Raw genomic sequence first — 12,480 nt, 5'->3', positions numbered from 1 at the left:
TAGATTTCATTGGCCTCCTGACGGCGTATAGGCCATACGCCGGGGACGCCGGAGGGGTGGGGCCGTTAGTCGCATGGCGGCTTGTCCATCCCTCCGGGTATCCCGAATTCACCTGCAATCCGTATAGACGGCTAGCTAGCCTTGCACTTTTTCTTTTCCATGGCTGCAGTCACAGCCTCGCGTTCGCCGCGCACGTTTGCCAGCTCGGCGGCCTCTACGCCGTCGCCCTGGCCCACCCCGTACCAGAATGCTTGCGTTTCGCTGGTCTTAATCCGCTGGTTTTGAGCGGCCACCAGTTGGTTTTCGCGCCTGGCTAAGGCCGATATTTCCGCCACCAGGGCATCGCAGCTTGTGCTTTCGTACTTGAGCGGGGACACGTAGGCCCCTGTGATTTGGGTGGTCGGCGTTGGCATGTTCATGCAGCCAGAAAGTACCGCGACCCCAAGCGCGACTGCGCCAACCCTCATTTTTTGCATAGTTGCTCCTTAAAACTCTTCTCCGCGCCACACCTTCACGACGCGCGCAAAAACCTCAAAGTCCATCCCTTCGACAATGTCGAACGGGTCGTACAGGGTGTTGTAGCTTTTGGCCCGCAGAACTAGACCCGCAGCGGTTGGAATGCGCTGGAGTTGTTTCACGAAGCCCTCTTCCCCCACGCGGAAGAAATAGATCCCGTCCACGTCTGCGCGGTTGATGCCCCTATCAACCAGCAGTGGGTCGCCCGGGTTGAAAAGCGGCTGCATTGAGGGGCCAAACCCCGTGACGATGGCTAGGTTCTTGACTGATGTGATGCGGTGCACGTTCTCTTGTGCCCAGCGTTCCGATACGCGCCATTCCTTGATAACCCCCGGTTGCTCTGCCAAAACGATCCCCTTGCCCATAGAACCGCCCGTTTGGAACTGGCGGATTACGACATCACTAGTTTCTTGTTGTAACGAATGTGCAGAGGGTATGACGTTTACGCCGCCTACGGAAATTTCGGATTGCACGACCCCATCAGTCGGGTATGGAGCCTCTACGCTGGACAAGCCCCAATGTTCTGGCCCAACGACATCTGAAAAGTACGCCCACAGCTTTGGCAGCTTTTCTTTTCCGATGGTCCCACGGTTGATCCAGTCCTGAACGGACGGCGGTTTGACCCCGAAGTACGCGGCAACCGCGACCTTGGAAACACCCTTCTTTTCGATGGCGACGCGTATAGCCGCGCCAAGCTGTTCGCCTGTAAGCATCGCCTTATCTTCGATTAGGCAGTACATGTTAGGCAATTCCTATTGACTGAGATAAGGCCAAGCCTCATAATGAGGCTATGTCTAATGCAATTCTCAGGGCCGCAGAACAGCTTGGCGGTCAAGCGAGCCTGGCTCGCGCGATGGGGGTTCAGCCTCCGACCGTCAACCAGTGGGCTAAGGGCGACCGTCCGATCCCTGCTGAGCGCTGCCCACAAATCGAGGCCCTGACCTCTGGAAAGGTTCGCTGCGAAGAACTCCGCCCAGATGTGAATTGGGCAGTTCTTCGCAAGCCATCCCGCAAAGCCAAGCCCACCGCTACGGAGGCCGCACATGGATAAGCACATCTCCGAAGGCGACGAGCACCTGCGGCTGGTTAAGTCGGTTTTGTCGAGCACGTTCCCCAACATATCAGGCGCAGTTTCGGACCCCATTGCTTGGCTGAACGAGCGCACTGCGGCGTTGGAGGCCAAAGCGCCAGCGACTACCCAACTTGATCGGATTGAGCGCCTGTTGGAGGCGCTGCTGGCAAAAAGCCAAACGGCTTGTCTGCCTCCGCTCGCAGCATGTACAGCACATATGACGGCGGCACAAACAGTGTCAGCCCGTGGTTTTTTTCTCCATCCATCGGATGTAGCTGCAGAAAGCCAAAAGACGTTTCCAGCACCTCGCTGCAGCGGATCGACGGGCACTGACCCAGAGGCGAGCCAGTCATGACCGCATTGAACACGCTCAAGTCGATTGGCGCGTCTGGTCGAAAGATCACCCCGAATACCGGTTTCATGTCTGCCCCTTTCGTTGGTTTGGTTGCTTGCACTTCCATTGTCCAGCGTCAGCGGGTGGGCACCCATTCTTTCTAAACCTGCCAATCCACAGGAGAACACGACATGTACGCAGACCCTGCCGCTATCCGTGTGAAGCGCGTCAACCTCAGTCTCAACGCCGCAGAGATGCGCGTGATTGAGGCCGTGAGCGAGATCAACAACATGCAGCCCAGCACGTTCATTCGTGAGCTGCTGATGGAGGCGTTGGCGAAGCAGATTCATGGCGGCAATTCTGTGGCGGGTGCTGGCGAAATGCGAGCCACTGCTTAGTCCCTCTCCCGTTTCAAACACGTAACGGAATGAGCACCAGTGCAATCCAAACCACCACCGACAGTGCAGCTGTCAGAGGCAGACGCACGCAAGGTCCAGCAGTACGCGGACCAGAACGGGCTGACGCTGGAGCAAGCCTGCACGCAATTGACCCAGCAGGAAATTCAGGCGCGATTCGTTCGGCCCAAGGTTCCCGCTCGGGTTCTTCCATTCATCAAGCGCAACAGGTAAGCCCGCCCGCTGCGGCGGCTGAACTTTCGCGTAACGGAAAAGTTATGTCCCTCTGGAACCCACGCAAACCCCTGAACCAGCCGCCAGCCTTTGGCCGTGTTCGGGCACCCGATGCCACCCCCGCATACGACCGCGCCAAGGTAATCCACCAAGCCGCCCAGTTCGAGCGCATCACCCAAACCCGCAAGTACGGGATACGGCACGAGGTGAAGTGAAACGGTGAAGCCTGCTACCGAAAGTGCAGGCATGAAAAAACCCGCTGTCATCGGCTGGCAGGCCTCGGCGGGTTTCCTTAACTGAGGCAAATCATGACACAACATCAAATCCTTGCCAAGCTCCTGTCGCGTAAATGCGGCACTACAGCCATGGAGATCATCAGCCGCGTGGGCACCGTATGCCCTCACAAGCGCATGTCTGACCTCAAGGCCATGGGCTGGACTATCACCAAGCGCCGCATCCCTGGCAAGAACTACCACGCCTATTTCGGCACTGCTCCTAAGGGCTGCTGAGCATGGCCGGTGACTGGATCAAGATGCGCGGCAATCTGTGGGATGACCCACGGGTTGCCCGCCTTGTGGATATGACCGACTCCAGCGAAGCCGCTGTTGTTGGTGGCTTGTACTGGCTGTGGGCAACTGCAGATCAGCACACGCAAGACGGCCTGATGCCTGGCCTTTCCCTGCGTCAGATTGACCGCAAGACCGGCATTCAAGGCTTGGGCAAAGCTCTGTGCGATATCGGCTGGTTGTCCGAAACCGAAGCCGGTGTGCGCCTTGAAAACTTTGAAGAACACAACGGACAGTCCGCAAAGCGTCGCTGTGTTGACGCACAACGCAAGGCAACTGTCCGCACCGTGTCCGCTTCTGATGCGGACAAATCGCAGACGAGTGCAGGACAAGAAACGCCGAATCTCGGAGCTAGAGAAGAGAAGAGAAGAGAAGAGAAGAAAGAAGAAAAGGAAGACACCGCGCCGCGCAAGCGCGTCACCCCACCTAAGCCGGATGACATCGATCAACAGGTCTGGGATGACTGGCTGTCGCTGCGCAAGGCCAAGCGTGCCCCGGTGAGCTTGACCGTGCTGGAGGACGCCCGCCGCGAGTCATCGAAGGCCGGGATGTCGCTGGAAAACTTTCTCCGCATCTGGTGCCGCCGTGGCTCGCAGGGCCTGGAGGCTGCATGGCTCAAGCCTGATGAGCGCTCCACGGGCGAAACGGCATACCAGCGCTCGATGCGTGAGCGGGTTGAGGAAATGTCCCCATTGGTTGCGCGCAAGGCCCCTGGCATGGCGTTCGACCGGGCAACCCAAATCCTCGATTGCGTGATCGTGGAAGCCGAGCCTCTGGCAATTGGAGGTGCACATGGCTGAAACCTTTGCCGATGTGATTGACGCCATCTTTGCAAAGCTCGCAGTGCGTTATGGCGCCGAGTGGTTGCGCAAGTGGGAGGGCGTCGATATCGCCGCCGTCAAGGCTGACTGGGGCTATGAGCTGGGCGGCTTTGGCTGGGACTTAGAACCCCTGCGCTACGCCCTGCGCAACCTGCCGGAAAAGTGCCCGAACGTGCAGGAGTTCCGCGCGATTGCTCGCCGGATGCCACCGCCAGAGTTCAAGCAGCTGCCTGCACCAAAGGCTGACCAGGAAAAGGTCGCCGCAGAGATCGCAAAACAGATCGGATTGAAAGCCGCACTTGCTCCCAAGGGAGACATGAAGGACTGGGCGCGCGCAATTGTGAAGCGCGCCGAGGCTGGCGAAAAGATCCGCCCCTACACCCTCAAATCAGCCCGCCAAGCGCTGGGCATGGAAGGAAAGATGTCATGGCAATGACCCGCGCACAAGCAAACCACATTCTCGACCTTGTCCGCGCTGGCGGCACCGTCCCAGAGTCGCAAATCCTGTTTGCACTGTGGGTCACCGGTGATCTGTTCTCGGAGGCCATCAATGCATGACCTGCTCAACCTGTCTCCACTGGTCACCCAAGCAATCCGGCCAGATGGCCAAGCATCGTCTAGCGATCTGCCTCAAGGGGCCGCGCTGGACGTTCTATCCACCACAGCACGTCTGTGGAAAGCACCAAGCAGTTGCACCGGATGTGGCGGCTGTGAGGGTTCAGTGGCTCAACAAGAAGGGGTGAAGCATGAACTGTAAGCCTGGGGATTTGGCGCGAGTGGTTGGCATGCCAAAACAGATGCAGTTGGCTAACAACCGAATTGTCAAGTTAAAGAATCTTCCGCCGATGGAAATTGAAGGATGCGCTTGCTGGGTTCTTGAAGACACGCTCCATGTGCAAGTCATTGGGAAGATGAAAACAAGCCGGGACACGTTCTTGCGTGGAGAGCAAGCGTGTCTTGACGCGCTGCCTGATGCCAACCTCCGCCCCATCCGCGACCCAGGCAGCGACGCCCAAGACGAAACCCTGTCCTGGCTACCAGTGCCAAGCACTGAGAAGGAGGCGGCATGAACCAGCAGTTCCCCGAAATCGTGGTGAGCGCAGATGACCGCCAGGTCGGCGGTTCTCACTACAAAGACATGCCCATGCAGCCATGGGACGTGATGCAGGCCTGGATGACGAAGGAGCAGTTCAACGGGTTCTTGCTCTGCTCGGCTCTGGCCTACATCGCTCGCGTCAACACGGCTGGCGTCGCAGGTAAAGGCGGTCGTACAGATATCGCGAAGGCGGCTCACTACCTAGAGAAGTGGCTGCAGGAGAACCAACATGCGTGATATCGCAGGGCAACAGTTCGGACAATTGATCGCTGCGCATGTCGCGGGCCGCGATAGCACTGGCAAGGTCACATGGATGTGTGTCTGTGCGTGTGGCAACCAGAAGGCGGTGACCATGCTGAATCTCACCTCCGGCAACACCAAGTCATGCGGCTGCGCGCGCCGCGTGTCCCGCAAGCGCAAGGATTTGTCCGGCCAGCGCTTCGGGTTGCTGACTGCCATCAAGACTGATGGCCATAAGCACTGGGAATGCGTGTGTGATTGTGGCGTGGTGGCCCGAGTGATGACGGTGCACCTCGTCCGCGAGCACACCCGTTCGTGCGGCTGTTTGAGGATCAACCCATCTCCGAGTGCGGCAGCTCTCAAGCGCCGTGAGCGTAACGCCCTGACAGGCTGGGTGAAGGGGGCGATTGCGGATGCTGGCGGAGTATGTGACTGCTGCGGGTCTTCGGAGCAGCTGCACGCTCACCACATCATGCCCTTTGCCACCCATCCTGCAATGCGGGCCGATCCAGACAACTCCGCAGCGCTATGTGCTCCATGTCATCGCGAGGTTCACCGTCTTATCGCGAGTGGATTGACTGGAGGCGACGCGCTTTATGAATTGCTGAGCGCAGGCAAGGCGCAGCACTACCGGCAAAAGCTGGCCGAGATTGACGCGCAGGAGGGGCGGCGCCATGGCTGAGCCAATCGACCCCAACAAGGCGGTTGACTTCCTTTTGTCCAACGCTGGTAAGTTTGCCAAGGCCAAGAGCGAGCGCGTGCATCTTGAGGAATACCGCAAGTCGAAGAAGGCCCTGCTGATGGCTGAATGCGCCGAGAAGGCCGTGAACGCCCGCGAGCAATACGCCTACAGCCATCCCGAGTACATCGCCCTTCTGGAAGGCTACAAAGCCGCCGTAGAGGTGGAAGAGCAATTGCGCTGGGCACAGATCGCCGCCCAGCTCCGGGTGGAAATCTGGCGTAGCCAAGAGGCCAGCAATCGGGCTCAAGACAGGAGCTTGCGCTGATGCTGACCTACAAGCACCCCAAGGCCAAAGCCTGCGCAGTGTGCGAGCGGGTATTTGTGCCTGAGCGCATGGGGCAGCAGGTATGCCGCCCCGCCTGCGCCATGAAGAAGGTGCGCCAGGCCAAGGTGGAGGAACGGGCAAAGGTTCGCACCCGCAAGGAAGCCGCCAAGCGCCTACCCGCCCTGATAGCCGAGGCTCAAGCCGCATTCAACGCATACATCCGCGCCCGCGATGAAGGCCAGCCCTGCATCTGCTGCGGCAAGCCTTTCGAGCCCATGAAGCCGGGCGGTTCTGTGGACGCGGGCCACTTCCGCAGCCGTGGCGCTGCTGGGCACCTTCGATTCAACGAAGACAACTGCTTTGCCCAGCGCAAGAACTGCAACCGCCCCGGAGGGACTACTTACGCCGCGTTTCGTGCTGGTGTGGTGGCGCGCATCGGTGAAGCACGGGTGACCGCGCTGGAGGCCGACAACACGCCCCACAAGTGGACGCACGACGAATTGCGGGCCATCCGCGATACCTACAAGGCAAAGCTCAAGGAGATGAAGAGTGAGAAATAACGCAGGCCGCCCAGTAGGCGCACGCATCCGCGAGGTGCTGGAGATCACCGAAGCACGCGGCCAGGCCAACACCACCGAAATCCGCCTGGCAATGAAGGGCTACGTGGAATCCGCCAATGTGGGGAAATACTGCTCCCGCGCTGTGGGCCTAGGTCTGCTGACTGCCGACCGCACACAACACCCCATTGTGTACCGCGCCGTTGACGGCTGGAGAGAGGCGATCGACGCCCGCCCACCATCCCGCCGTCGCCCTGAACCACGGCCAACGCCGCAGCGTACATGGCGCATGGCAAACAGCGTCTTTGCACTGGGGGCCGCATGACCCAGCCCGCAAAGCTCAACGGGTGCCACAACCGCCCGCCGTTCCTGAAATCGACCGAACTGCGGGACCACCACGGGCGCTTGGTGTCGTCTTGGCCCGCAGTCATGAACCCAGCCTGTCAGTACACGCACTCTGAATTAGGTCAGGCCGACCAACGATGCACCGGATGCAAGCACCGCGCAACCAAGGAGGCCGCATGATCCCGCGCAATCAACTGGGAGCCCACAGCGTTGCCATCCTTGAAGCTCTGGAAAAGCTGGGCCAATCCTCACCGCTGCAGGTCAGCGCCGAAACAGGGCTAAACCACGACCTTGCCCGCCAGTACCTGCGCCGCTGCGCCTTTCGTGGCCTGCTGAACGTGGCTCACATCGGCCGAGTGCCCATCTACACAGTCAAGGAAGGCTGGCGCGCAAGGTTTGAGCCGAAGCCGCGCCCGGTGATGCCACCGCCAGAAACCACCGTACAGCGGGCTATCCGCAAGAGGCCAGAGCTGCATTCGATATGGATGAACTGAAAGGACGGCCATGATGCAAAACGACATTGACCACCTGCTGAATGATCACCTCGTCCGCTGGCACAACTGGTGCAGTCGCTATCGGTTTGGCAAGGGATACCCATCGAGCGACGTGACCTGCCGCCAGTCCCGGACATCCAAGCAATACGACTACGATAACGGCGCCATTGATGCCTCAGTTGAGGACAGCATTGCAGAGGCGTTTGATGCCGCCATGGATCGCGTAGAGCAGCCGTATAGGACCGCTCTTTCGATCCAGGCTAGGAATCTGGCAACCGGCGCAACCGTCTGGAATAGCCCGCGCCTCCCCGCTGATCCTATGGAGAGATCGAAAATTTTGATGGACGCACGAAATATTTTGCTGAAAGTGCTTGCATCGACCGGAGTTATGGGGTAAAAATACGTCCGGCGGGATAGGTGTCTCTAAAATATCCTGCCAATATCACAGCCCCGCAGGTTCGCGCCTAGCGGGGTTTTGCTTTTGCCGTCAATGTGCAGGCTGATGCACTAATGACCTCGCTAGCTATTGCGTGGATCAGGCCCAGGATAAGGCGCAAGCCGATGCCTTTAAAAGCCGACCAAGGTAGAGGAAGCAACCACGTGGCATGCCGGAGATCAGCACCGGCGACGGCAATCATTGGGGGTTAGCTCAGTTGGTAGAGCAGCGGGTTTTGATCCCGCGTGTCGCAGGTTCGATCCCTGCACCCCTTGCCAGTTATGCGGGGCCGATCCAACACCATCCCGGCCATTTAGCGCCACGGCTTCGAGCCCCGCACCCTATCGAACCCCGAGAACACCATAAACCCTGTATGGCGGCTGACGGGTAAATCAGCCGGTTCTTTCTCGTATGCCCATACGACAGGGGGAGGCGCGAACGGCAACGCCCAGGCATGAGCTAGACCGATGGGCGCTTATGGGTTGAGCACTGCAGCCAAGCGGGCTTTGAACCACTTCTTCAGTTTGCGCGCATTCAACTTGCGCAATCGGCGCGATGTCCGGCCGGGTGCTGAGATGGCGCCAAAGTCGCTTGAACATATCTGCATAGGCGCATTTTGCGCTTTTATTTCACTTCGGACGAGCCGTAAGGAATCCGATATGTCTGAAAAACAAACAAAGCAATCGAAAGGTCGTGGCGGGGTTCGCCCTGGCGCTGGCCGTCCCAAGGGATCGCTAGACAAGGGCAATGCGCTCATCCGTGTCATGGTGGCCGATGCGCTTAATAAGGCGGGCGGCGTTGACTATCTGGTGCGCCAAGCCGACGAGAAGCCTGCGGCCTTTCTCGCATTGCTGGGCAAGGTGCTTCCTGTGCAGATCGAGGGAGGCGACGGTGGGCCGGTTGCGCATTCGCTGACGGTCACATTCAAGTGATCGAATTCCCGAAGGCGCTTCAGTTCCTGTTCAAGCCAGCCCGGTACAAGTGCGCCTACGGTGGGCGCGGTTCTGGGAAGTCTTGGGGGTTTGCTAGAGCGCTCCTCCTTGAGGGTGTGCAAAAGCCCTTGCGCGTGTTGTGTACCCGTGAGGTGCAGAAGTCACTAGCCGACTCGGTGCACAAGCTGTTGAGCGACCAGATAGAAGCCATGGGCCTGTCCCGCTTCTACGAGGTGCAGCAAACAGTCATCCGGGGCAAGAACGGGACAGAGTTCACATTTGCAGGCCTGCAGAGCCACACGGTGGACTCGATCAAGTCTTATGAGGGCGTGGACAGGGTATGGGTTGAAGAAGCCCACGCGGTAAGCAAGACTTCATGGAATGTCCTGCTGCCCACGATCCGCAAGCCAGGGTCTGAGATTTGGGTGACGTTCAACCCGCAGTTGGACACAGACGAAACCTATGTGCGGTTCGTAAAGAGCCCGCCGCCTGATTGCATCTCCATCCTGATGAACTACACGGACAACCCGTGGTTCCCGGATGTGCTGGAGGCTGAGCGAGTCCACGCACAGAACACTATGAAGCCCGAGGAATACGGGCACATCTGGGAAGGCCGCTGTATGCCAGCGGTTGAGGGGGCGATCTACTTTGATGAGGTGGCTGGAGCAGAGAGTAAGGGCCGCATCCGTGAGGTGCCCTATGACCCGCTGCTGAAGGTGCACGGGGTGTGGGACTTGGGCTGGAACGACAGCATGTCGATCATCCTGGTGCAGCGGTCGGCGTCTGAGATCCGGGTGATTGACTACATCGAGGATTCGCACCGCACGCTGAGCGACTACGCCCAGGACTTGAAGGCGAAGGGCCTCAATTGGGGTAGCCAGTACCTGCCACACGACGGGTACACGAAGGACTTCAAGACAGGCAAGAGCGCGCAGGAGATCCTGGCCGCGATGGGATTGACAGTGCCGGGGGACACGCAGAACCCAGGTATCCCACGAATGGACATTGAATCCGGTATCAAGGCCGCGCGCGAGGTGTTCCCGCGCATCTACTTCGACAAAGACAAGACCGGGCGCCTGGTGGAGTGCTTGAAGCGCTACCGCAGGCACATCAACCAGCAGACCCGAGAGCCAGGCCAGCCGCTGCACGACGCATACAGCCATGGTGCGGATGCTTTCCGCTATCTCGCATTGGTGGCTGACCAACTGAGCAACGACGAGTGGGGCGGAGCGATCCGCTATCAAAAGCTGAGCTACGCATGACAAACCACACGGTATATGTTGATCCTGAGATAGGCGCGTTTGTCAACGGGCGCCCGATCAATACGCATTGGTTGGTCGTGGAGCGCGACGAAGACCTTAAGACTGTGCGCCGTCAGTCTGTTGCAGGCCTGGAGGCAGCCTACGCGTTGGCGAACCAATGGCGTTCAGAGCTTGCCGCGCAAAACATGACGCCAATCGAGCAGATGCATCAGGTGTTGCAGGCTGAGTGGCTTGCATCAAACCCGGCAAATTGCATTGCTTTCAAGGCAGACATGCGCGATGTCGTGCAATGGATTTGCTATTGCACCAAGCACCCGCCAGTTACCTATAACTTCTACAACGTCATGCAGCAGCATGGTGTGCCGTTGCCTTCATATGGCAAAGACGATATCGCAAAGGCTCTCAATAGCCTCGCGCCGCACAAGCTGTTTGCAAACGTCAATACACCCGAGTAATTTCCAAAGGCATCGCTGAGAAGCGACCCATACATGAAATACAGCAAACCCGAACTCACCGCCATCCTGGAAAAGGAGCTGCGGCAGTCACTGGGTGCGCCCGGCACGGAGATCAGCCGCATCCGTCTGCGCAATCTCCAGTACTACAAGGCCGAAGCAACGGGCGAACTTGCAGCCCCTGACATTCCAGACCGCTCCAGCATCGTTTCGTCTGACGTTGCTGATACGGTCAATTGGATGCTCCCCTCGCTTCTGCGCCCGTTTGTGCAGTCGCAAGACGCCATGGAGTGCGAGCCATCAAGTCCTGAGTATGTGCAGGACGCGAAGATCGCCGGAGAGTACCTCAAGCTCCTTTTCTGGAAGCGCAATCGCGGGTTCAACTTCCTGCACCAATGGTTCCTGGATGGCCTGATTCAGAAAGTCGGCTTTGGCAAGGTCTTTTGGGAAGAGTACGAAGAAGACGCCGAGGAAAGCTACCAAGGCCTGTTGCCTGAACAGGTCGAGGAACTGCTGAAAGACTCTGATGTAGAGCCTGTAAGCCAGGAATCGCGCGAGATCATGGTGGAAGGCCAGCCGCTGGAGGTGTGGGACATCACCGTCAAGCGCGTGGAGAAAAAGGGCCGCTGCCGTGTGATGGGTTGCCCGCCCGAGGAAATGCGCGTGCATCCTCGGTCACGTTACGGCGAGCCGCTGACCTTCATTGCGCACCAGTTCTACAAGACCCGCGCAGAGCTGGAGGCTGATGATTACGACCTGACCAATGTGGCCGCCGAGGATGGCTGGCACATGGAGCAAATCGAGCGCGCTGCAACACAGACGCCGTGGTTCTTCGATCAATCAGACGGTGAGCTGGAGCGCTACCTGTGCTCTGAGTGCTACATCAAGCTGGACCAGGACAACGACGGCATCCCTGAATGGCGCCGGGTGTTCATGATCGGCAGCACGATCAAAGAGGATGAGAAGGTGGACGACCATCCGTTCGTCTTCTTCTGCCCCAACCCGATGCCGCATGTGTTCTTCGGTGAATGCCCGGCGGATCAGGCCCTGCAGCCGCAACGCCTGCGCACATCGCTGATGCGTGCTGTGGCCGACAACGTGTATCTGTCGGTCAACCAGCGTACGGGGATTGTCGAAGGCCAAGTGAACCTCGACGACCTGCTGAACAACCGCCCCGGTGGTGTGGTGCGCATGAAGAGCATCGGCGCCCTGCAGCCAATCCCGCAGGGTGGACTGGATCAAAGCGCCTGGCAGTTCGTGGAGTGGGGTGAGCAGTGGCGCGAACAACGCACCGGCTTCACGCGCTACTCGCAAGGCCTGTCGCCTGATGCGCTGAACCCCACGGCAACGGGTGTTTCGCTGATCACCGAGAAGGCCGACCAACGGATGGAGTTGATGGCCCGCGTGGCCGCTGAGTCCGTGCGCCAGTTGTTCGAGAAGATGATGAAGTGCGTCTGCCGCTACCAGAACAAGGCCGAGCAGGTCGAATTGTTCAAGCAGTGGATGACCATTGATCCTCGGGAGTGGGTGGATGGGTATCACATTCACATCAATGTTGGCCTGGGGACTGGGTCGAAGGACAAGCTTAGCGCTGTCATGTCGCAGATCTTCCAGATGTGTTGGCGCCGATTCAAAATTGAGCCACCGTGCCGATTGAATTTTGAGCCAGGGCTAATGGCCAACCTGTGAAGGTCGGCTGTGGATAAGTGTAGTGCCTTGGG

The 12,480-nt window shown here is 58.9% G+C and carries 22 protein-coding genes; 19 read left to right on the top strand and 3 right to left on the bottom strand.

Going from position 1 to position 12,480, the window contains the following annotated elements; translation table 11 throughout:
• Nucleotides 1-131: 131 nt before the first annotated feature.
• A complete protein-coding gene (locus ASD94_RS10775; protein WP_200954223.1) occupies nucleotides 132-419 on the bottom strand; it encodes a hypothetical protein in 288 nt (95 codons plus the stop codon).
• Between the two features lie 66 nt (nucleotides 420-485).
• A complete protein-coding gene (locus tag ASD94_RS24015) occupies nucleotides 486-1,256 on the bottom strand; it encodes a S24 family peptidase (RefSeq protein WP_235510634.1) in 771 nt (256 codons plus the stop codon).
• A gap of 50 nt (nucleotides 1,257-1,306) precedes the next feature.
• Here ASD94_RS24015 and ASD94_RS23165 point away from each other — a divergent pair, with 50 nt between their 5' ends.
• On the top strand, nucleotides 1,307-1,567 hold the full coding sequence (locus ASD94_RS23165) for a helix-turn-helix domain-containing protein (protein ID WP_082576837.1): 261 nt from the start codon (nucleotides 1,307-1,309) through the stop codon (nucleotides 1,565-1,567).
• A gap of 143 nt (nucleotides 1,568-1,710) precedes the next feature.
• Here ASD94_RS23165 and ASD94_RS23565 read toward each other — a convergent pair whose 3' ends face one another.
• Complete coding sequence (locus ASD94_RS23565) at nucleotides 1,711-2,010, bottom strand: hypothetical protein (RefSeq protein ID WP_156391400.1); 300 nt, start codon at nucleotides 2,008-2,010, stop codon at nucleotides 1,711-1,713.
• 103 nt (nucleotides 2,011-2,113) lie between these two features.
• Between ASD94_RS23565 and ASD94_RS10765 the strand changes: the two genes are divergently transcribed.
• From ASD94_RS10765 to ASD94_RS10695, 18 genes are all read left to right on the top strand, one after another.
• Nucleotides 2,114-2,320, top strand: coding sequence for a hypothetical protein (locus ASD94_RS10765; RefSeq protein WP_056642582.1), 207 nt, complete (start codon nucleotides 2,114-2,116; stop codon nucleotides 2,318-2,320).
• Nucleotides 2,321-2,595: 275 nt separating this feature from the next.
• Nucleotides 2,596-2,766: a hypothetical protein gene (locus tag ASD94_RS23560; RefSeq protein WP_156391399.1), complete on the top strand. Its 171-nt coding sequence runs from the start codon at nucleotides 2,596-2,598 to the stop codon at nucleotides 2,764-2,766.
• Between the two features lie 93 nt (nucleotides 2,767-2,859).
• Entirely contained in the window at nucleotides 2,860-3,060 is a 201-nt protein-coding gene (locus ASD94_RS23555) for a helix-turn-helix domain-containing protein (protein ID WP_156391398.1), read from the top strand.
• A 2-nt stretch (nucleotides 3,061-3,062) separates the two neighbouring features.
• Complete coding sequence (locus tag ASD94_RS10760) at nucleotides 3,063-3,917, top strand: hypothetical protein (protein ID WP_056642579.1); 855 nt, start codon at nucleotides 3,063-3,065, stop codon at nucleotides 3,915-3,917.
• Nucleotides 3,910-4,374 carry a hypothetical protein gene (locus ASD94_RS10755; RefSeq protein WP_056642576.1) on the top strand — a complete coding sequence of 155 codons (465 nt, stop codon included), beginning with the start codon at nucleotides 3,910-3,912 and terminating at the stop codon, nucleotides 4,372-4,374. Before ASD94_RS10760 ends, ASD94_RS10755 begins: the two co-directional genes overlap by 8 nt.
• Complete coding sequence (locus tag ASD94_RS24185) at nucleotides 4,365-4,496, top strand: hypothetical protein (protein ID WP_255357437.1); 132 nt, start codon at nucleotides 4,365-4,367, stop codon at nucleotides 4,494-4,496. The genes ASD94_RS10755 and ASD94_RS24185 overlap by 10 nt, the downstream gene beginning before the upstream one ends.
• A 188-nt stretch (nucleotides 4,497-4,684) precedes the next feature.
• Nucleotides 4,685-5,008: a hypothetical protein gene (locus ASD94_RS10750; protein WP_156391397.1), complete on the top strand. Its 324-nt coding sequence runs from the start codon at nucleotides 4,685-4,687 to the stop codon at nucleotides 5,006-5,008.
• A complete protein-coding gene (locus tag ASD94_RS10745) occupies nucleotides 5,005-5,271 on the top strand; it encodes a DUF3310 domain-containing protein (protein WP_056642571.1) in 267 nt (88 codons plus the stop codon). The genes ASD94_RS10750 and ASD94_RS10745 overlap by 4 nt, the downstream gene beginning before the upstream one ends.
• Nucleotides 5,264-5,956, top strand: a complete 693-nt coding sequence (locus ASD94_RS10740; RefSeq protein ID WP_056642568.1) for an HNH endonuclease — start codon at nucleotides 5,264-5,266, stop codon at nucleotides 5,954-5,956. Before ASD94_RS10745 ends, ASD94_RS10740 begins: the two co-directional genes overlap by 8 nt.
• A complete protein-coding gene (locus ASD94_RS10735; RefSeq protein ID WP_056642565.1) occupies nucleotides 5,949-6,281 on the top strand; it encodes a hypothetical protein in 333 nt (110 codons plus the stop codon). The genes ASD94_RS10740 and ASD94_RS10735 overlap by 8 nt, the downstream gene beginning before the upstream one ends.
• Nucleotides 6,281-6,841, top strand: a complete 561-nt coding sequence (locus ASD94_RS10730; RefSeq protein WP_082576836.1) for a recombination protein NinG — start codon at nucleotides 6,281-6,283, stop codon at nucleotides 6,839-6,841. Before ASD94_RS10735 ends, ASD94_RS10730 begins: the two co-directional genes overlap by 1 nt.
• Nucleotides 6,831-7,163, top strand: a complete 333-nt coding sequence (locus tag ASD94_RS10725) for a hypothetical protein (RefSeq protein ID WP_156391396.1) — start codon at nucleotides 6,831-6,833, stop codon at nucleotides 7,161-7,163. The genes ASD94_RS10730 and ASD94_RS10725 overlap by 11 nt, the downstream gene beginning before the upstream one ends.
• 196 nt (nucleotides 7,164-7,359) lie before the next feature.
• Entirely contained in the window at nucleotides 7,360-7,677 is a 318-nt protein-coding gene (locus tag ASD94_RS10720) for a hypothetical protein (RefSeq protein WP_156391395.1), read from the top strand.
• A 13-nt stretch (nucleotides 7,678-7,690) separates the two neighbouring features.
• Complete coding sequence (locus ASD94_RS10715) at nucleotides 7,691-8,074, top strand: hypothetical protein (RefSeq protein ID WP_162255821.1); 384 nt, start codon at nucleotides 7,691-7,693, stop codon at nucleotides 8,072-8,074.
• A gap of 698 nt (nucleotides 8,075-8,772) precedes the next feature.
• Nucleotides 8,773-9,045 carry a hypothetical protein gene (locus ASD94_RS23550; RefSeq protein WP_156391394.1) on the top strand — a complete coding sequence of 91 codons (273 nt, stop codon included), beginning with the start codon at nucleotides 8,773-8,775 and terminating at the stop codon, nucleotides 9,043-9,045.
• On the top strand, nucleotides 9,042-10,307 hold the full coding sequence (locus tag ASD94_RS10705; RefSeq protein WP_156391393.1) for a PBSX family phage terminase large subunit: 1,266 nt from the start codon (nucleotides 9,042-9,044) through the stop codon (nucleotides 10,305-10,307). The genes ASD94_RS23550 and ASD94_RS10705 overlap by 4 nt, the downstream gene beginning before the upstream one ends.
• Nucleotides 10,304-10,762 carry a hypothetical protein gene (locus ASD94_RS10700; protein ID WP_056642551.1) on the top strand — a complete coding sequence of 153 codons (459 nt, stop codon included), beginning with the start codon at nucleotides 10,304-10,306 and terminating at the stop codon, nucleotides 10,760-10,762. Before ASD94_RS10705 ends, ASD94_RS10700 begins: the two co-directional genes overlap by 4 nt.
• A gap of 33 nt (nucleotides 10,763-10,795) precedes the next feature.
• Nucleotides 10,796-12,448, top strand: a complete 1,653-nt coding sequence (locus tag ASD94_RS10695) for a hypothetical protein (protein WP_056642548.1) — start codon at nucleotides 10,796-10,798, stop codon at nucleotides 12,446-12,448.
• Nucleotides 12,449-12,480: the final 32 nt, after the last annotated feature.

Origin of the sequence: Acidovorax sp. Root70, assembly GCF_001428225.1 — a bacterium.
Taxonomy (GTDB): domain Bacteria; phylum Pseudomonadota; class Gammaproteobacteria; order Burkholderiales; family Burkholderiaceae_C; genus Acidovorax.
The sequence above is the reverse complement of the archived record's forward strand: the minus strand, read 5'-3'. Positions and strand labels throughout refer to the sequence as shown.

Bases quoted from the DNA above. Each gene is read 5' to 3' on its own strand.
- ASD94_RS10775 (WP_200954223.1), bottom strand. From the start codon at position 419: ATGAACATGCCAACGCCGACCACCCAAATCACAGGGGCCTACGTGTCC.
- ASD94_RS24015 (WP_235510634.1), bottom strand. From the start codon at position 1,256: ATGTACTGCCTAATCGAAGATAAGGCGATGCTTACAGGCGAACAGCTT.
- ASD94_RS23165 (WP_082576837.1), top strand. From the start codon at position 1,307: ATGTCTAATGCAATTCTCAGGGCCGCAGAACAGCTTGGCGGTCAAGCG.
- ASD94_RS23565 (WP_156391400.1), bottom strand. From the start codon at position 2,010: ATGAAACCGGTATTCGGGGTGATCTTTCGACCAGACGCGCCAATCGAC.
- ASD94_RS10765 (WP_056642582.1), top strand. From the start codon at position 2,114: ATGTACGCAGACCCTGCCGCTATCCGTGTGAAGCGCGTCAACCTCAGT.
- ASD94_RS23560 (WP_156391399.1), top strand. From the start codon at position 2,596: ATGTCCCTCTGGAACCCACGCAAACCCCTGAACCAGCCGCCAGCCTTT.
- ASD94_RS23555 (WP_156391398.1), top strand. From the start codon at position 2,860: ATGACACAACATCAAATCCTTGCCAAGCTCCTGTCGCGTAAATGCGGC.
- ASD94_RS10760 (WP_056642579.1), top strand. From the start codon at position 3,063: ATGGCCGGTGACTGGATCAAGATGCGCGGCAATCTGTGGGATGACCCA.
- ASD94_RS10755 (WP_056642576.1), top strand. From the start codon at position 3,910: ATGGCTGAAACCTTTGCCGATGTGATTGACGCCATCTTTGCAAAGCTC.
- ASD94_RS24185 (WP_255357437.1), top strand. From the start codon at position 4,365: ATGGCAATGACCCGCGCACAAGCAAACCACATTCTCGACCTTGTCCGC.
- ASD94_RS10750 (WP_156391397.1), top strand. From the start codon at position 4,685: ATGAACTGTAAGCCTGGGGATTTGGCGCGAGTGGTTGGCATGCCAAAA.
- ASD94_RS10745 (WP_056642571.1), top strand. From the start codon at position 5,005: ATGAACCAGCAGTTCCCCGAAATCGTGGTGAGCGCAGATGACCGCCAG.
- ASD94_RS10740 (WP_056642568.1), top strand. From the start codon at position 5,264: ATGCGTGATATCGCAGGGCAACAGTTCGGACAATTGATCGCTGCGCAT.
- ASD94_RS10735 (WP_056642565.1), top strand. From the start codon at position 5,949: ATGGCTGAGCCAATCGACCCCAACAAGGCGGTTGACTTCCTTTTGTCC.
- ASD94_RS10730 (WP_082576836.1), top strand. From the start codon at position 6,281: ATGCTGACCTACAAGCACCCCAAGGCCAAAGCCTGCGCAGTGTGCGAG.
- ASD94_RS10720 (WP_156391395.1), top strand. From the start codon at position 7,360: ATGATCCCGCGCAATCAACTGGGAGCCCACAGCGTTGCCATCCTTGAA.
- ASD94_RS10715 (WP_162255821.1), top strand. From the start codon at position 7,691: ATGCAAAACGACATTGACCACCTGCTGAATGATCACCTCGTCCGCTGG.
- ASD94_RS23550 (WP_156391394.1), top strand. From the start codon at position 8,773: ATGTCTGAAAAACAAACAAAGCAATCGAAAGGTCGTGGCGGGGTTCGC.
- ASD94_RS10700 (WP_056642551.1), top strand. From the start codon at position 10,304: ATGACAAACCACACGGTATATGTTGATCCTGAGATAGGCGCGTTTGTC.
- ASD94_RS10695 (WP_056642548.1), top strand. From the start codon at position 10,796: ATGAAATACAGCAAACCCGAACTCACCGCCATCCTGGAAAAGGAGCTG.